A 16330-nucleotide genomic window follows, 5' to 3' on the forward strand; every position below is an offset into this window, starting at 1 on the left:
GGATTCGCCATGCACGCCTCAACCCTGTGCAACACCCTGGAACGGCGCAAGGCCCTGGGCAATGTCCTGGGGGTCAGCCCGGCGCTGGTCGCCATCGGCCTGTTTCTGATCGTGCCGATGCTGATCGTCGTCGGCTACTCACTGATGGAGGCCAACCCCTACGGCGGGGTCAATCCGGTCTTCAGCCAGGACGCCTACACCGCCCTGCTCTACGAGCGGCAGCTGGACGACAGCCTGGCCTTCGCTGACGCCTACCTGGTCATCGCCCTGCGCTCCATCGGCATCGCCGGGCTGACCACCCTCATCACCCTGCTGATCGGCTTTCCGGTGGCGGTGTGGCTGGCCATGCAACCGCCGAACAGGCGTGGCCTGCTGATCTTCCTGATCACCGTACCGTTCTGGGCCAACCTGCTGATCCGCACCTACGCCTGGATCCTGCTGCTGCGCAACACCGGGGTGATCAACAACAGCCTGATGGGCCTGGGGCTGATCGAGCAACCGCTGCAACTGCTCTACACCGACGGCGCGGTGCTGCTAGGGCTGGTCTACACCTACGCACCCTTCGTGGTGCTGCCGATCTACGCCACCCTGGAAAAGATGGACATCCGCCTGCTGGAAGCCGCCCAGGACCTCTACGCCGGGCGGCTGCGCACCTTGCGCAAGGTGGTGCTGCCCATTGCCAAGCCGGGGATCCTGGCCGGGGCCATCCTCACGTTCGTGCCCTGCCTGGGGGCCATGGTCGCCCCGGAACTGTTGGGCGGCGGTACGCGGATGATGCTCGGCAACCTGATCTTCCGACAGTTCAGCGATGCACGTAACTGGCCATTGGGGGCCGCTCTGTCACTGGTGTTGATGGCGGCGGTGATGCTGGTACTGACGGTGTATGCCCTGCGCGCCAAGCGCCAGCGCGCTTTCCAGGGAGGTGCATGATGCGCCGACTTTTCAAAGCCAACCGTCTGGGCGTGCAGGACTTCCCGGGGTTCGGCGGCTTCAGCTTTTTGTTCTACCTGTACCTCTACGCACCGATCCTGGTGCTGGTGGTGTTCTCCTTCAACGCCAACCAGTCGGCCACGGTGTGGAGCGGTTTTAGCCTGGACTGGTACCGCGCCGCCTTCGCCAACCAGGCCCTGCGCCAGGCCACCGGCAACAGCCTGTTGATTGCCGTGTGCGCCAGCATGATCGCCACTGCGCTTGCCACCCTGGCCGCCCTGGGCACTTCGCGCGGTGCCAAGTTCAAGGGCCTGCAACTGTCCATGGGCGCCATCATGCTGCCCCTGGTGCTGCCGGAAATCGTCGTCGGCGTCGCCACCCTGGCGCTGTTTTCCAGCATTGGCCTGTCCCTGGGCTACGGCAACCTGATCATCGCCCACACGGTGTTCTGCATCCCCTTCGCCTACCTGCCGATCCGCGCCCGCCTCAATGACATGGACCTGTCCCTGGAACAGGCCTCGGCGGACCTGTACGCCGGCCCGTGGCGGACCTTTCACAAGGTCACCCTGCCCCTGCTGACGCCGGGGATCGTCTCCGGGCTGATGCTGGCATTTATCGTCTCCCTGGATAACTTCGTGATCTCGATGATGGTTTCCCAGGCTGGCACCACCACTTTGCCGATCTTCATCTTCGGCCTGTTGCGCATGGGCGTGACACCCGACGTCAATGCCGTCTCGACCCTGATCCTGGGCGTGTCGGTGCTGTTCGTCAGCCTCTCGTACCTGCTGGGTAAAAAACACGCTTGAACCTTCCACTGACCTTGGGGAAATGACATGAGCAATTTGATCGCAAGCCTGGGTGCCTCGTTGTTGCTAAGCCTGCCACTGGCCACGCACGCCGCCGAGAAACTCAACGTAATGAGCTGGAGCGGCTACTTTTCGCCGGAGATTCTCGCCAAGTTCCAGAAGCAGACCGGCATCGAAGTCACCGTAGACTCCTACGATTCCAACGAGACCCTGCTGGCCAAGCTGAAACAGGGCGGCACCGGCTATGACGTGGCGATCCCGTCGCACCAGTTCATCCCGATCCTGGTCAAGGAGCAGTTGCTGGAACGCTTCGACCCGGCCCAGGAGCCCTACTACGCAAGCCTTATCGACAACCTGAAGAAACCCACCTGGGACCCGCAAGGCGCCTACTCGGTGCCGTTTATCTGGGGCACCACCAGCGTGGTCCTGGACGGCGCGCGCTACCAAGGCCCGGCTGACAGCTACGCAGTGCTCTACGAGCCGCCCAAAGAGCTGCAAGGGCGGATCAACATGTTCGACTCGGTCAGCGACGTCATCGACATGGCCAGCCTGTACCTGAACATCCCCCTGTGCAGCGAAGACCCCAAGCAAATGCAGCAGGTGCTGACCCTGCTCAAGGCGCAGAAACCCTTTGTGAAAACCTACAGTTCCAAGGCGGGCTCGATCCGCGAGAACCTGGCAGCCGGGGAAATCGACATGTCGATGTTCTGGGGAGGCTCGTCGATGCGCGCCCGGGAGATGAAACCCAGCCTCAAGTACCTCTACCCGAAAGAGGGCGTGCTGGCCTGGGTGGACAACATGGTCATCCCCAAGGGCAGCAAGAACCCGGCGAACGCCAAGGCGTTTATCGCCTTCCTCAGCCAGCCTGAGAACGCTGCGCTGACCCAGAACTTCCTCAAGCACCAAAGCCCGATCAAGGGCGTGGAACCCTTCCTCGACGCCGGGCTGAAGGATGCCCCCGAGCTGCACATTCCCGAGGGCACTAAGGTGGTCTTCAGCCAGACCTGCGGCGAAGGGGCGATCCGCCTGGCCGACCGTCTGTGGACCAACCTGATGCGTTGACCTGCACCCGCCCCGCTTGTGCGGCGGGGCTTTTTTTAGCCGAGCATAAGGCTGCTGCCATGACTTCTACTCCCCTCAGCGAACTGGTCCTGCTCCAGGCCCACCAACTCGCCGAACATATTCGCCAGCGCCAGGTGTCCTGCCGGGAAGTGATGCAGGCATACCTGGACCACATCGAGCGCTTCAACCCCAAGGTCAATGCCTTGATCAGCCTGCAAGCCCCCGAGGACCTGCTGGCCCAGGCCGACCAGCGCGACGCCGAACTGGGTCGCGGTGAATACCGTGGCTGGATGCACGGCCTGCCCCACGCCATCAAAGACCTGTCGCTGACCCGGGGCATTCCCACCACCCTGGGCTCGCCGCTGTACCGCGACTTCGTGCCTGAGCGCGACGGCATCATGGTGGAACGGATCAAGGCCGCGGGGGCGATCCTGATCGGCAAGAGCAACACCCCGGAATTCGGCCTCGGCTCCCAAACCTACAACCCGCTGTTCGGTGCCACCGGCTGCGCCTTTGACCCGAGCAAGACCGCCGGCGGCAGCAGCGGAGGCGCCGCCGCAGCCCTGGCCCTGCACCTGGTGCCAGTGGCAGACGGCAGCGACATGATGGGCTCGCTGCGCAACCCCGCCGCCTTCAACAACATCATCGGTTTTCGCCCGTCCCAGGGCCGGGTGCCCTTCGACGACAGCGCCGACCTGTTTTTCGATCAGCTCGGCTATGAAGGCCCCATGGCCCGCAGCGTGCGTGACGCGGCGCTGCTGCTCTCGGTGCAGGCCGGCAGCGACGCCCGCTCGCCGCTGTCCATTGCCGAATCCGGCGAGGCCTTCAGCGCACCGCTGGAACGCGACTTCAACGGCACCCGCCTGGGCTGGCTGGGCAACTTCAACGGCTACCTGCCCATGGAAAAGGGCGTGCTTGAACTCTGCGAAAAAACCTTCGGCGACTTCCAAAGCCTGGGCTGCGAGGTTGAGCCGGTAGCCGTCAACTTCACTCCGCAGCGGCTCTGGAGCAGTTGGCGCACCCTGCGCCACTGGCTGGTCGCCGGCTCCCTGGGCAGCGCCTACGCCGACCCGCAGAAACGCCCCCACCTCAAGGAGGAGGCCTGCTGGGAAGTGGAAAATGGCCTGAAACTGTCCGCCAGCGACATCTTTGCCGCCTCGGCGACACGCAGCGACTGGTACCGGACCCTGCATCGACTCTTCGAGCGCTACGACTTCCTGTTGCTGCCCAGCGCCCAGGTCTTCCCCTTCGACAAAACCATTCCCTGGCCGCGGCGCATCGATGGGGTGGCCATGGACACCTATCACCGCTGGATGGAAGTGGTCATCCCCGGCACCCTGTCCGGCTGCCCGGTGGCCAACGTACAGGCCGGCTTCAATGAAAACGGCCTGCCCATGGGCCTGCAGATCATCGGCCGCCACCAGGCCGACTTCGCCGTCCTGCAACTGGCCCACGCGTACGAACAGGCCAGCCGCTGGTTCCAGCGCTGCCCATCACCGCTGCTAACGAAGGCTATTGAGGGGGGTGTTTGATAAACGGTTGATAGCGTAGATAATTTTTTTATAAAAACGCTTGACGCTTTATCGTTCTGAGCGAATAATGCGCGCCACTTGGCTACATAGCTCAGTTGGTTAGAGCATAGCATTCATAATGCTGGGGTCCGGGGTTCAAGTCCCTGTGTAGCCACCAAGTACTAAAAACGGCTTACCGCAAGGTAGGCCGTTTTTTTATGCCTGCAGAAAAGTACCAGGGATGACGCCAGTGTCGAGCAGCGCCGTCCTGGAAGCCGAGCACTGCCGAATGCATCGCCAGTGTTGCGTAAGCGCTTCAGACGGGCCATAAAGCCGGACCCTGCATTCAAGCAGAAACAAGGAGCCGTATGTTCATGTGGGCAAGGACGCTGTGGACCCTGATGTCGTGCGTGGTCCTGGGAGCCTGCAGCAGCGCCCCCGAACCGATCCAGTACTTGCCCGGCCGGGTGATCTATCGCATCGACTCATCGCGCTTCTTCGAGATCGATCGGACCACCTTCAAACTCTGCACTGGCACCTCGCCGGTCATCGCCAGTTCAGGCGACATGGTGTACTACACCGACACCCGACTTGGCGTGCACACGCCGGTCGCGCCTTTTGGCACCTTCAATGGCATCACCGTGCGGGGTAAAGGCGCCCCCTTGATGATCGATGCCGCCAACTCCGACTACCTGGTCATCCCGATCATTCGGGCACCGAGTTTTGGTCACGGCGGTGGCGGTTTGCCGCGCCTGTATTTTTCCCAGGATGCCGGACGCACCTGGCTGCACATCACCGCCCCTGGTTACCTTGAAAGCCCGGACAGCACCTGGCTGACCGGCTCCCTGCTTTCAGTCGAAGGCCCCTTTCTGCACGGTGCCGTGCAGATCGACCTGTCCCTGCACTACGAAACGCTGAAGGACTCGTCCCCCTATTCGATGCTGTCTTATCCACAGCGCTGGCAACGTGTCGAAAGCCGCCGTACGCCCGGTTACTTCGAACCTGCTCGCCAAGCCCCCATCGATGACCGCTTCAATTGCGTAACCGGAACCCCCCAGGACTAACCCCGCGCAAAACACTCTCGATCCATAAGTTCGCGCCCCTCTGGGTCCGTGAGTGCGGTAGATTCCCGTCACGGACGACACATCATTTTTCCCAGTGAACGGAGTTCAACGCGTGTTTTCGATCTTCCATCCGCGTCACCGCCGGCTTACCACCCTCTCGCTGATAGCCGCCGCCATCACCCTCAATGCCTGCCACAACACCCCGCCCGCCAACACCAGCGCCCTGCCCGCCGCACCGGAGATCGCTTCGGGCTACCGCACCGACATGCAGACCCGGCATGCCGACCAACACATGGCGGCCGCAGCCAACCCGCTGGCGGCCGAAGCCGGGCGCGAGATGTTGCGCAAGGGCGGTTCGGCGATTGATGCGGCGATTGCCATGCAGGCGGTACTGACCCTGGTGGAGCCGCAATCCTCGGGGATCGGTGGCGGCGCGATGATCGTGCTCTGGGACGGCAAGGCCGTGCGCACCTATGACGGCCGCGAAACCGCACCGGCAGGCGCCACCGAGCAGTTGTTCCTGCAGGCGAACGGCCAGCCGATGACATTCCCCCAGGCGCAGATCGGTGGCCGCTCGGTCGGCACGCCCGGCGTGCTGCGGGCCCTGGAGCTGGCTCACAAACAACACGGGCGCTTGCCGTGGGCCGAGTTGTTCAAGCCGGCCATCCGACTCTCCGAACAGGGCTTTGCGATATCCCCACGCTTGCACAGCATGATTGCCGCCGATCCCTACCTGGCGAAATCCCCGGACATGGCCGCCTACTTCCTGAATGCTGATGGCAGCCCCAAGGCCGTGGGCACCCTGCTGAAAAACCCGTCGCTGGCGGCGGTGCTCAAGCGTATTGCCCAGGAAGGGCCGGACGCGCTGTACAAGGGCCCAATAGCCTCGGAAATCGTCGCCAAGGTCCAGGGCCATGCCAACCCTGGCAGCCTGTCGCTCAATGACCTGCAAGGCTATCGCGCCAAAGAGCGCGCGCCGCTGTGCAGCGATTACAAACGCTGGCAGGTGTGCGGCATGCCGCCGCCCTCGTCAGGCGGTGTGGCGGTGGCGCAAATCCTCGGCACCTTGCAGGCCTTGGAGCAGCGCGATCCCCGCTATGCCCTGGCGTCCCTCAAACCGCAGAAAACCCACTTGCCGGCGGGCCTGGAGCCGGCGCCACAAGCCGTGCACCTGATCGCCGAAGCCGAACGCCTGGCCTACGCCGACCGGGGCCTGTACGTGGCCGACAGCGACTTTGTGCCCGTGCCGGTGGCCGGCCTGATCGCCCCTGAGTACCTGGCCCAACGCGCCACGCTGATCGGCGAACGCAGCATGGGCAAGGCCGAGCCGGGCAAACCCCAGGGCATCCAGGTGGCCTACGCGCCGGACCGCTCGCCGATGCGCATCTCCACTTCGCAAGTGGTGGCAGTAGACGACCTGGGCGGCGCCGTGTCCATGACCACCACGGTGGAAGCAGCCTTCGGTTCGCACCTGATGGTCCAGGGCTTCATGCTAAACAACCAGATGACCGACTTCTCCTTTATCCCGGAGGAAAACGGCCAGCCCGTGGCCAACCGCGTCGAGCCGGGTAAACGCCCACGTTCGTCCATGGCGCCCACCCTGGTCTTTGATCGCGCCAGCGGCGAACTGCTGGCCAGCGTGGGCTCCCCCGGCGGCTCGCAGATCATCGAGTACGTGGCCAAATCGGTGATCGGCCTGCTGGACTGGAACCTCGACCCGCAGACCGCCATCAGCCTGCCCAACTTCGGCAGCCGCAACGGCCCCACCGAACTGGAACAAGGCCAGTTCAGCCCGGCGCTGAAACAGGCGCTGCAGGCCCTGGGGCATGAAGTGAACGAACTCGACATGACCAGCGGCACCCAGGCCATCGTTCGCGTGCGCGACGCCCAAGGCAAGGTCACCTGGGCCGGTGGCGCCGACCCACGGCGTGAAGGAGAAGCACTGGGGGATTGATCGACCGCCGATAAACCCAAGGGCTGGCGAGGCCGCGATGGAGCCCCAGAGTGACCGCTATGCTTGCGGCTGCACACTACCTGGCAGAGATGGGCAAGGCACCTGATGGATGACGTGCACGCCAGCCTCTCTGCATGACCTGATCACCGCTGGGCAGGCGTTTTTACGGGCAGACTGATCAAGCTGCCCGTACATCGGCTAATGCCGACCAGCGATTTATTAAAGTCCCATAACGGGACCAGGATCACGCCATGAGAATTATTGCAGTCCGTCAGTTAAAGGCCTTCTGGGACCGGCACCCGGACGCAGAGCAGCCCTTACTGGCCTGGATCGATGAAGCAAGGAATGCAGCATGGTCCAACCCTGGGCAAATCAAGGAGCACTATCGCAGCGCCAGCATTCTGAACAGCCGCAGGGTGGTCTTCAGCATCAAGGGGAACGAGTATCGACTGGTCGTGGCGCCGGCCTATGACTTCGGCGCGCTCTACATCAAGTTCGTAGGCACCCACTCACAGTACGATGCCATTCACGCCGACAGCGTAGAAATGGAGTAACCACCATGAACATTCGCCCTATCCACACCGACCAGGACTACCGTGCAGCGCTGAAAAGCGTCTCGCCTCTGTTTGATAACGAACCCCAGCCAGGGACGCCTGAAGGCGATTACTTCGACGTCATGATCACCCTGATCGAAGCGTACGAAGCCAAGCAGTTTCCCGTGGACCTGCCCAGCCCGATCGACGCGATCAGGTTCCGCATGGAGCAGTCCGGGTTATCCGCGGCCGACCTGGCGCCCGCCATTGGCCGAACCAACCGTGTCTACGAAGTGCTCAATGGCAAACGGGCACTGACGTTGCCCATGATCTGGAAACTGCACCAACTGTTCGGCATTCCTGCCCAGAGCCTGATCAAACCCGGCAAGTCGTCTTGAGCCCCGCCAGGGCCGGCGCCCGCTCACGCCGTACCGATTTACCCGTCCGATCCAGCACCGGGATCGTCGACGGGCCACCGAGGGGAGCAGGCGTTTTCACAAGGCCTGGTCAGGCCAGATGACAGCCTCCTGAGCGAAGGGCGCCTACAGCAGCACTAGGCGTACCCACCAAGCTGCGCTAACGTTGCCGCCCCTTCAGACCTCAACAAGGAGTAATCGTGTCTGACAATCTCTATGCCCCACCACAAGCAGAATTGGTCACCCCGTCCCCGACGGTGGAGCTGCAAGCGTTTTATGTGGTGTCCCAGCGCAAGTTCCTCACCCTCTTCATCCTCACCCTAGGCATCTACCAGCTGTTTTGGGCTTACAAAAACTGGCAACAGTTCAAGCTCGCCAATGGTGGGGATATCTGGCCGGTGGCCCGGGCGTTCTTCGCGGTCTTTTTCACCCACGCGCTGTACCGCGAAGCCAATGCTCGGCTCAAGCAAGATGGCCGCAGCCATGACTGGCGCCCCAGTGAATTGGCGACGCTCTATGTAGTGGGTGTGGTCGTCACCAATCTGGTCGACGCCCTGTCGCGCAACAACATCGGCTACCCGCTGGTGGACGTTGCCAGCCTGGCGCTGCTGCCGGTGCTGGCCTGGGTCACCTGGCTCGGCCAACGCGGCCTGAATGCCGCTGCTGGCGACCCCGAAGGCCGCAGCAACGACCGCTTCACGCCGCTCAACTATGTGTTCATGGTGCTGGGTGGCGTGGTGCTGGCGCTGGCCTGCGTCGGCGTGTTCCTGCCACCCGAATGACCCCGCCCCTCAGGCGCTGACGTAGACCCAGGCTTCAATCCCGGAGGCCAGGGTCACGCTGACCCGTTTGTAGTCCGAGACTTCATAGCTGTCGGCCGCGGCCAGCTCCTGAGGCGTAATCAGAAACACCATGCCCGGGATCGGCGCGCTGCTTGCAGAGCCCGGGCGCAGGATCGGGTGATGGGTCTTGCCGCTGGTGGCCAGCACCTGCGGATCGGTGATTTCCACCCAGCTCTGCTCATAACCGAGCATCGCGTCCTCGCGGCCCTGCAACTCACGACCAAAGTTGGCCAGTTGGACCGCCTTGTCCTGCAGGGTGCCGTAGGAAAAAAGATAAACCGATGCTTCTGTTGCCGCACTCATGGGTTACGTCCCGATTTTAAAGGTCAGCCGCCTCAGCGGTTTAGGTTCATGGCCTGATGCGTGATAGGCCGCTCCTGCGACCGTTCACTAAGGTACCGATCAGGGGCGATAGCGCAGGTGAATCAGCGCCAGCCGCTCCTGCTGCTTGTTCACCCGCTCCTCGATGGCAAAGGGCACAAACCCCAGCTTCGGATAGAGCAGCAGCCCCGCCACATTGCTGTTGAAGCAAGACAAGGTCACCTCCGTCGCTTGGTGCCGGTCGCGGGCGATGCTGATCATGTGTTTGACCAACTGCGCGCCCAGGCCGCCGGACCGCGCTTCGGGGTCGATGATGACATTGCCGATGGTGCAGATACCGGCGGTTTCCCAGCGATAGAAATTGGCAAACCCCACCACCTGCCCATCGCGCTCGATCACCGTCGAGTCGGAGCGGCGGGCAATGGAGTCGCGCAATTGTTCGTGGGTCAGCGGCCAGGTGGCGGCGGGAAAGAAGAAAAACTGTTCCTCCTGGGTCCGCGCAAAGCTGCAGATGCGCGCAATATCCTGCTCGTCCACCGGACGGAAAGTCACTGCCATGTTCGGTCTCCAGACACGTCGGCGTGTCGTCTAAAGGGGGCTGGTCCATCACGCAGCCGGGCTGCCGAGGCATGAAGCACCAGCAGGCCGCGCAAAGGCAAGTGGCGCCTGAAACTTCCGTCACTCAACATGAGTCATTGCTAATACCCTGCTGCCCCCTGCCCGAGAGCATCGTCTTGAACACAGCCGCCGATCGTCGTAACGCCCTCTCACTGGACGGGCTCAACTTCTTCCTGGCCGACGTTCGCGACGGTCTGGGGCCCTACCTGGCGATTTACCTGCTGGCCGTTCACCAGTGGGACCCGGCCAGCATCGGCCTGGTGATGACCCTGGCCGGCATTGCCGCCCTGCTGACCCAGACGCCCGCTGGGGCACTGATCGACCGCATACGGGGCAAACGTGCCCTGCTGGTCATCGCGGCCTTGCTGGTGACCGCCAGTTGCCTGGTACTGCCCTTTACCGCCTCCTTCACGTGGGTGGCCTTGACCCAGGCCCTCAGCGCGGCGGCGGCCTCGGTGTTTGCCCCAGCGATTGCAGCGATCTCCCTGGGCATCACCGGGCCCAAGGCCTTCACCCGCCGCACCGGGCGCAATGAAACCTGGAACCATGCCGGCAACGCCTGCGCCGCGCTGCTGGCCGGCGGCCTGGCGTACCTGTTCGGCCCGGTGGCGGTGTTCTACCTGATGGCGCTGATGGCCCTGGCCAGCGTGGTCGCCATCGCCTGCATCAACCCCGACGCCATCGACCACGATGTGGCCCGCGGATTCGACCCTCAAGGCCCAGCCCATGGTGAACAGCCTTCAGGGCTGAGCGTATTGCTGCACAACCGTCCGTTGCTGTTGTTCGCCCTGTGCTGCGCGCTGTTCCACCTGGCCAATGCGGCGATGCTGCCGCTGGTGAGCCAGAAACTCTCCTTGGTGAACCTGCACCTGGCCACGCCCCTGACGTCAGCCTGCATCGTCGCAGCGCAACTGGTCATGGTGCCGGCGGCCTTGCTGGTGGGGGCCAAGGCAGACATCTGGGGGCGCAAGCCGCTGCTGTTGGCCGGCTTTCTCATCCTGCCCCTGCGCGGCGTGCTGTACACCCTGTCGGATGATCCCTATTGGCTGGTGGCCGTGCAGTTGCTGGACGGTGTCGGCGCAGGGATTTTCGGCGCGCTGTTCCCCTTGGTGGTCAAGGACCTGACCCAGGGCACCGGGCGCTTCAATGTCAGCCTCGGGGCCCTGTCCACGGTGTTCGGCCTGGGCGCTGCCCTGAGCAACGGCCTGGCGGCCTGGTGGTGCAACAAGCCGGTTACAGCGCGGCGTTCCTGACCCTGGCGGCCATAGCGGGCACTGCCTTTGTACTGTTGCTGGTGGCCATGCCGGAGACTTTGCAGCGCTCGCCAGCCGACACAAACCTGAACAACGATCCGGCACCGCCGCTGCTGACATGAACCCGCGATCATCGGGCACGGGCCGGCGTTGGCTGGCCCGTGTGCCCTGCAGCACCCCGCCGCCAGGTATCGCCCCCCTGTTTACCCCAGCACTCGGGCTGGAATCCGGGTATTTTTAGCCGCTGGCAGCGACATCGAGTGCGTCGCGACCCGCCCCTCCGTCAACGCCGAACACAGGACCGCCCATGGCCAGACCCGCCCCCCTGATCGACTGGGTTCAGCGTGCGCCACCCGCTCAGGGGCTGGAGCGCATCGAGGCGTATTTCTCTGGCCATGGCTATGACATGCACCGCCACGACACTTACGCCATCGGCCGCACCCTGTCCGGGGTGCAGAGTTTTCAGTACCGCGGCGGCTGGCGCCACAGCCTGCCGGGCGGAACCATGGTGCTGCACCCGGACGAAGCCCACGATGGCGAGGCCGGAACCCAGGACGGCTTTCAGTACCGGATGATTTACGTCGAGCCGGCGCTGATCCAGCAGATCCTCGGCGGCCAGCCATTGCCCTTTATCAAGAACGGCCTGTCCACCGACCCGCGCCTGTTCGCCGCCACCGATGTGTTGCTGCGCAGCATGGACAGCCCGCTGGACCCACTGGAGCAGGAAGACGCCCTGTTCGACTTGGCCCACGCGCTGAACAACGTTGCCGGCGTACCCGCCCCCGGCGCCCCTTTTGACTACCGGGCAGCGGAACGGGCCCGCGCCTTTATGCACAGCGCCCTGGACCAGAACATCACCCTGGAGCAACTGGCGACCCACAGCGAGCGCGACCGCTGGAGCCTGTCCCGGGACTTTCGCCTGCTGTTCGGCACCAGCCCCTATCGCTACCTGACCATGCGCCGCCTGGACCTGGTGCGCGCTCTGCTGATCCAGGGCCAGCCCCTGGCCAACGCCGCGCTGATGGCCGGTTTTGCCGACCAGAGCCACATGACCCGGCAATTTCGCAAGACCTACGGCCTGCCGCCGGCACGCTGGCTGAAAATGCATGGCCGCTGAGCCACGCACAATCGTTCAAGAATCACCCCGGCGGCCCTGGCTACCCTGAGCGCTCAATCTTCGACTCAGGATCCGCCCCATGAACACCACCCCGACTTCCGCCGCCCACGCCCCTTACCAAAGCCTGAATTTTGCGCAGAAACTCGGCCTGATCAACGAGCACTGGCAAGCCAAGGTCATCGCTGAAATGAACGACTACCAGTTCAAGCTGGTGAAGCTGCACGGGGATTTCATCTGGCACGACCACCTGGACACCGACGAGACGTTTATCGTCCTCGAAGGCACGCTGCGCATCGACTTTCCCGACGGCCAAGTGATCCTCAACGCCGGGGAAATGTTTGTCGTGCCCAAGGGCCAGCAACATAAACCCTACGCCGAAGAGGAAGTGAAACTGCTGCTGATCGAGCCCAAGGGCGTGCGCAATACCGGCGGTGAAGGCGGTGAACGCACGGCGGCCAACGACGTGTGGATCTGACTCGCGCTCTGCGGCATACGCCCTGAGGAGCAGGGGGCTCAGCCGGCCTCGGCGCAGCGCAACAGTGCCGCCGAGGGCTGGCGCAGGCGCCACGCCAGTGCCGCGCCGAACAACGCCAGCAAGGCGCTCGCCGCCACCGCCAGTTGAATGCCGTGGGCCAGGTCGCTGGACTGGGTTGCAGCATTGGCCAGGGACACCAACAACGCCAACCCCAGCGCCCCACCAATCTGCTGGCTGGTGGACGCCATGCCCGCCGCCACACCTTGTTCAGTCGCGGCAATGCCCTGCCCGGCCGCCACCCACATGCCGGTCCACGTCATACCCTGGCCCAGACTCAGGACCACGATGCCCGGCAACAGCCCCCAGAACCCCTGCCCCTGAGGCAGGGCCCACGCCACCAGGGCAATGCCCAAGGCACCGGCCAGCAGCCCGCTGACCAAGGTGCCGCGCAGGCCAAACCGTTGCAGCATGCGCTCGGCCAGCCAGATGCCCAGGGTGCAGACCAGAGTCGACGGCAGGAAGGCCAGGCCGCTGAGCAACACGCTGTAGCCGTAGACCTGCTGGAAGTACAAGGCCAGGAAGTAGTACTGCACGCCGAAGCTGCTCATGAACAAACCGGTGAGCCACATCGACAGGCGCAAACCGCGATGCTGGAACAGCCGCAAAGGCATCAGCGGGTCATGGCCACGCTGCTCGATCCAGGCGAATAGCCCCAGCAGGGTCAAGGCCAGCGCCATGCAGCCCAGGGTCGCCGGCGCCGTCCAGCCCCACTCGGGCGCCTGGACGATGGAGAACACCAGCAAGGTGCCGCCCAGGGTCACCGTCAACGCACCGCTCACATCGAAATGCCGACCGGGTTGCGCCGGCGGGTCGGCGGGAATCCAGCGCCAGGCCAGCAAGCCACAGGCACCGGCCAACGGCACATTGACCAGAAACACCGCTTCCCACCCCAGCCACTGAGTCAGCACACCGCCAAGCAGTGCCCCCAGGGCCAGGCCGGCCGCCGAGGCGCGCTCCATACGGCGAAGGCGCTGTTGCGCGCCGGCCCCTCGGCGTAGTGGGTGTTGATCAGGGCCAGGGTCGCGGGGAACAGCAAGGCGCCGCCCACGCCCTGCACCGCCCGGGCCAGCACCAGCAGCAAGGCACTGCCGCCCAGGCCGCCCGCCAGGGACGCGAGGGCGAACAAGCCTTGGCCGATCATGTAGAAGCGCCGTTTGCCAAGCAGGTCCGAAGCCCGCCCACCCAGCAGCAGGAAGCCGCCGAATGCCACGCTGTAGGCACTCACCACCCATTGCAGTTGCTGCGCGGAAAAGCCCAGGTCACGGCCGATTTCCGGCAACGCGACAAACACGATGGTGGCGTCCAGAGCGATGATCAACTGGGCGCAGGCCAGCAAGAACAGCATCCAGCCGCTGGGACGCGGCACGACGGAAGAAGGCATGGGTGGAGTCCTTGAAAGAAAAATCGGCGGCCAGTGTCACTGATGACTCAGAAATGATAAATACGGCCTTTCTTCTTTCAGTAATGACTTTAATCATGGATTTGAACGCCCTGCGCCTGCTGGTCAAGGTCGCCGAAACCCGCAGTTTTACCCGGGCCGCCAGCGACCTGGGGCTGACTCAGTCCGGCCTGTCCCGAGCCATTTCACGCCTGGAGCAGCAACTGGGTGTGCGCCTGCTGCAACGCAATACCCGCAGCGTCAGCCTGACCCCGGACGGCCGGGTGCTGGTGGAACGGGCGACGCCGTTGCTGGCGGAACTGGCCCAGACCCGCGACCTGCTGCTGGACCGGCGCGACTCGCCGAGCGGGGTGCTGAAAATCAGCACCCCGTCGCTGTACGGACGCAAGGTGGTGATGCCGGTGATCGGCGAATTGACCCGACAATACCCCGACCTGTGCATCGAGGCGGTGATGACCGATCGCCTGGTGGACATCATTGAAGAAGGCTTCGATGCCGTGGTGCGCACCGGCCCCATACAGGACCAGCGCCTGATTGCCCGGCGCCTGCCGCCGCTGAACTGGGTAACGGTGGCCGCCCCCGCCTACCTGGCCCGCCACGGAGCGCCGCAGACCCTCGACGACCTGCAGCGCCACGACTGCCTGACGGTGCGCAACCTGCACACTGGGCGCTTGGTGGAATGGCCGTTCATGGACCGGGGCAAGGAGCGGGAAGTGGCGGTGGCCGGGCGTCTGATCTTCGATATTGGCGACGCCCTGGTAGACGGGGTGCTCGGCGGTTTCGGCATCGCCCAAGTGATGCAGTTCGCCGTGCAGGACGCCGTCGCCGACGGGCGCCTGGTGCCGATCCTGCAAGACTTCGCCGGGCGTAGCCGCGAGCTGTCCCTGGTGTATCCACCGTCGCGGCAATGCTCGCCCAAACTCATGGCCTTCGCCGCGGCCCTGGAGCACAGCGCAACGGCGGTTACACCGCCCTCTAAATGCTAAGTTCTAAGTACAGCGGCTCAGTCCGCCAGGGACTTGCCGTCCAGCGCGGCACCGATGCTGAGGAAATGCCCGCCGGCCACATGGTGCAGCGTGCGCAGTGAGTCGTGCCCTTCGAAGTGCCAGCGACCGTCGCTGAACACTCGCTCATCGGCCTGGGCGGCGATCACTTCGCCCAGGAACAGATCGTACTGCTGCTGGTTGTGCGGTTCGGGCAGCAGGCGACACTCCAGCCACGCCACACAGCCCTCCAGCAACGGCGCCCCGAGCTGCTCACCGGCAAAGGTCTGCAAGCCATAGGCGCTGAACTTGTCGTGGCCCGGTTCGCGGCTCAATTCCAGGCCTGACGTTGAACCCACGGTCTGCACGATATCGGCCTGGGCCACACAAGGCACGTGCAGCACAAAGCTGCCGGAAGCCTCCAGCAGCTCGCGGGTCCAGGTGGATTTGTCGAGCACCACAGCGACTTTCGGTGGCTCGAAGTCCAGGGGCATGGCCCAGGCCGCCGCCATGATGTTGCGCTGCCCGCCATGGGCCGCGCTGACCAGCACCGTGGGCCCATGGTTGAGCAGGCGGTAGGCTTTGGACAGCGGGACCGGGCGACGCGGGGATGGGCTCATGGAAGGCTCCTGGAAAAGCACCGATTGTAACGGCATCCGCCCGGGGGCAGCAGTCACCGTCGATGCCCCCCTCTGCGAGCCCTGAGGCTTAAGTGGACAGTTGGTTGGCGAACTGCCCCACCGCACTCACTACTTTTTGCGCTCCGTCCTGAATCTCGACGATGACCGTGCCGGCCTCGGCCGCCAGGGCCAAGCCCTGTTCGGCCTGCATTTTGCCGTCGGCCATCAGCGCTACCGCTTCACGGGCCATGTCCTGGTTCTGCCGCACCACCGTGACAATTTCCTCGGTGGCCTTGCTGGTGCGCGCAGTTGCCCGACTTCGTCGGCGACCACCCGCAAAGCCCCCGCCCTTGCTCACCGGCGCGG

At 64.1% G+C, this 16330-nt stretch carries 15 protein-coding genes, 1 tRNA gene and 3 pseudogenes; 14 read left to right on the forward strand and 5 right to left on the reverse strand.

The features are described 5' to 3' along the window. The first annotated feature begins 9 nt into the window (after window positions 1–9). The 10 genes from M1B34_RS23810 to M1B34_RS23855 all read left to right on the forward strand — a co-directional run bounded on the left by M1B34_RS23810 (window position 10) and on the right by M1B34_RS23855 (window position 9058). Window positions 10–930 carry an ABC transporter permease gene (locus M1B34_RS23810; protein ID WP_268266371.1) on the forward strand — a complete coding sequence of 307 codons (921 nt, stop codon included), beginning with the start codon at window positions 10–12 and terminating at the stop codon, window positions 928–930. Further along, window positions 927–1736: an ABC transporter permease gene (locus M1B34_RS23815; protein ID WP_268266372.1), complete on the forward strand. Its 810-nt coding sequence runs from the start codon at window positions 927–929 to the stop codon at window positions 1734–1736. Before M1B34_RS23810 ends, M1B34_RS23815 begins: the two co-directional genes overlap by 4 nt. Window positions 1737–1763: 27 nt before the next feature. Next, window positions 1764–2798, forward strand: coding sequence for an ABC transporter substrate-binding protein (locus M1B34_RS23820; protein WP_268266373.1), 1035 nt, complete (start codon window positions 1764–1766; stop codon window positions 2796–2798). Window positions 2799–2857: 59 nt separating this feature from the next. Next, on the forward strand, window positions 2858–4330 hold the full coding sequence (locus M1B34_RS23825; protein ID WP_268266374.1) for an amidase: 1473 nt from the start codon (window positions 2858–2860) through the stop codon (window positions 4328–4330). Between the two features lie 80 nt (window positions 4331–4410). Beyond that, window positions 4411–4487, forward strand: a tRNA-Met gene (locus M1B34_RS23830). A 196-nt stretch (window positions 4488–4683) separates the two neighbouring features. After that, window positions 4684–5373 (forward strand): T6SS immunity protein Tli3 family protein, encoded by a 690-nt coding sequence (locus tag M1B34_RS23835; RefSeq protein ID WP_268266375.1) that lies wholly within the window; start codon window positions 4684–4686, stop codon window positions 5371–5373. A gap of 112 nt (window positions 5374–5485) precedes the next feature. Next, complete coding sequence (ggt, locus tag M1B34_RS23840; RefSeq protein WP_268266376.1) at window positions 5486–7327, forward strand: gamma-glutamyltransferase; 1842 nt, start codon at window positions 5486–5488, stop codon at window positions 7325–7327. A 251-nt stretch (window positions 7328–7578) separates the two neighbouring features. Then, on the forward strand, window positions 7579–7881 hold the full coding sequence (locus tag M1B34_RS23845; protein WP_268266377.1) for a type II toxin-antitoxin system HigB family toxin: 303 nt from the start codon (window positions 7579–7581) through the stop codon (window positions 7879–7881). A 5-nt stretch (window positions 7882–7886) separates the two neighbouring features. Beyond that, window positions 7887–8258: a helix-turn-helix domain-containing protein gene (locus M1B34_RS23850; RefSeq protein WP_123337888.1), complete on the forward strand. Its 372-nt coding sequence runs from the start codon at window positions 7887–7889 to the stop codon at window positions 8256–8258. Between the two features lie 218 nt (window positions 8259–8476). After that, window positions 8477–9058, forward strand: a complete 582-nt coding sequence (locus M1B34_RS23855; RefSeq protein ID WP_123337890.1) for a hypothetical protein — start codon at window positions 8477–8479, stop codon at window positions 9056–9058. Between the two features lie 9 nt (window positions 9059–9067). Here M1B34_RS23855 and M1B34_RS23860 read toward each other — a convergent pair whose 3' ends face one another. Both M1B34_RS23860 and M1B34_RS23865 read right to left on the reverse strand, forming a co-directional pair. After that, on the reverse strand, window positions 9068–9421 hold the full coding sequence (locus M1B34_RS23860) for a gamma-glutamylcyclotransferase family protein (protein ID WP_268261239.1): 354 nt from the start codon (window positions 9419–9421) through the stop codon (window positions 9068–9070). Window positions 9422–9520: 99 nt separating this feature from the next. Further along, window positions 9521–9997, reverse strand: coding sequence for a GNAT family N-acetyltransferase (locus M1B34_RS23865; RefSeq protein ID WP_123337894.1), 477 nt, complete (start codon window positions 9995–9997; stop codon window positions 9521–9523). A 176-nt stretch (window positions 9998–10173) separates the two neighbouring features. Here M1B34_RS23865 and M1B34_RS23870 point away from each other — a divergent pair. From M1B34_RS23870 to M1B34_RS23880, 3 genes and pseudogenes are all read left to right on the forward strand, one after another. Continuing rightward, window positions 10174–11432, forward strand: a pseudogene (locus M1B34_RS23870) (MFS transporter). A 185-nt stretch (window positions 11433–11617) separates the two neighbouring features. Next, a complete protein-coding gene (locus M1B34_RS23875) occupies window positions 11618–12427 on the forward strand; it encodes an AraC family transcriptional regulator (protein ID WP_268261236.1) in 810 nt (269 codons plus the stop codon). A 79-nt stretch (window positions 12428–12506) separates the two neighbouring features. Further along, window positions 12507–12902 (forward strand): cupin domain-containing protein, encoded by a 396-nt coding sequence (locus M1B34_RS23880; protein WP_268266378.1) that lies wholly within the window; start codon window positions 12507–12509, stop codon window positions 12900–12902. Window positions 12903–12940: 38 nt separating this feature from the next. Here M1B34_RS23880 and M1B34_RS23885 read toward each other — a convergent pair. Then, window positions 12941–14307: pseudogene (locus M1B34_RS23885) on the reverse strand (MFS transporter). 131 nt (window positions 14308–14438) lie between these two features. Between M1B34_RS23885 and M1B34_RS23890 the strand changes: the two are divergent. Further along, entirely contained in the window at window positions 14439–15347 is a 909-nt protein-coding gene (locus M1B34_RS23890; RefSeq protein WP_268266379.1) for a LysR family transcriptional regulator, read from the forward strand. Window positions 15348–15364: 17 nt separating this feature from the next. On the opposite strand, the gene M1B34_RS23895 is transcribed toward M1B34_RS23890, so the two are convergent. Both M1B34_RS23895 and M1B34_RS23900 read right to left on the reverse strand, forming a co-directional pair. Continuing rightward, a complete protein-coding gene (locus M1B34_RS23895; RefSeq protein WP_268266380.1) occupies window positions 15365–15964 on the reverse strand; it encodes a flavin reductase family protein in 600 nt (199 codons plus the stop codon). Between the two features lie 88 nt (window positions 15965–16052). Further along, window positions 16053–16330, reverse strand: a pseudogene (locus tag M1B34_RS23900) (methyl-accepting chemotaxis protein); the annotation flags it as partial.

Origin of the sequence: Pseudomonas morbosilactucae, from assembly GCF_023241715.1 — a bacterium.
Taxonomy (GTDB): domain Bacteria; phylum Pseudomonadota; class Gammaproteobacteria; order Pseudomonadales; family Pseudomonadaceae; genus Aquipseudomonas; species Aquipseudomonas morbosilactucae.